The organism is Stenotrophomonas sp. Marseille-Q5258, assembly GCF_946900935.1.
GTDB lineage: Bacteria > Pseudomonadota > Gammaproteobacteria > Xanthomonadales > Xanthomonadaceae > Stenotrophomonas > Stenotrophomonas nematodicola.
Genome location: NZ_CAMPPN010000066.1, coordinates 1 through 952, shown reverse-complemented (window position 1 = coordinate 952; position 952 = coordinate 1). Strand labels below are relative to the sequence as shown.

Genomic DNA, 952 nt, shown 5'->3' with positions numbered 1-952 from the left:
GCGTTTTGGTTCGGCTTCCCCGGCTCGATCAGGCGCAGGGCAATTCCCTTCTCGTGAGCCCACGCCACCATCGCTTTTCCGCAAAACTCCTTGCCGTTGTCTGTCCTGATCACCTGCGGCAAACCGCGCTGAACGGCCAATCTGTCCAGCACCCTGGCAACGCCTTGCCCGGAAATAGCTCGTTCAACCTCAATGGCCACGGCCTCGTGAGTGGCGTCATCAACGATGGTCAAACACTTGATTACTCGGCCTTCCGCGGTGCGGTCGAACACAAAATCCATCGACCACACCTGGTTGGCGGCGGACGGGCGCAGCAAGGGCTGACGTTCACCGACAGGTACCTTCTTGCGCTTCCTGCGACGCACCTGCAGGCCAGCTTCCTGATACAGGCGCTCCACACGCTTGTAGTTCACGACGAACCCACTCTGTCGCAGCTTCAGATGGATCATGCCCACGCCGTAACGTCGATGCCGGTGTGCCAGTGCCGCGATCTGCTCACGCAGTTCAACGTTGTGGTCCGGCCTGGGCTCGTAACGCAGCGCGCTGGCGCTCATGCGTGCAACCACCAACGCACGCCGCTCACTGAGCCCTTTCTCGACCATGCTCCGCACCAGCAACCTGCGCGCCGGTGCGGTCACCACTTTTCTCGCAATGCATCCTTTATCACGTCGTTCTCGAACATCTGCTCGGCCAGCAGCTTCTTCAGGCGCGTGTTCTCGGCCTCCAGGTCTTTGAGCCGCTTGGCGTCGGGCACGCTCATGCCACCGAACTTGCTGCGCCACAGGTAGTACGAGGCCTCACTGAAGCCATGTTGGCGGCACAGATCCTTGATCGGCATGCCGGCCTCCGCCTCGCGCAGGAAGCCGATGATCTGTTCTTCGGAAAAGCGCTTCTTCACGTCCAATCTCCTTGTCGTTGAGGATTGGACTCCAAACCGTCGTGCTACTCAATC

General features: G+C 60.3%; 1 pseudogene. It reads right to left on the bottom strand.

Features of this window, described 5'->3' with window-relative positions:
* Positions 1–838 (bottom strand): annotated as a pseudogene (locus OC534_RS19285) (IS3 family transposase); the annotation flags it as partial.
* Positions 839–952 lie beyond the last annotated feature (114 nt).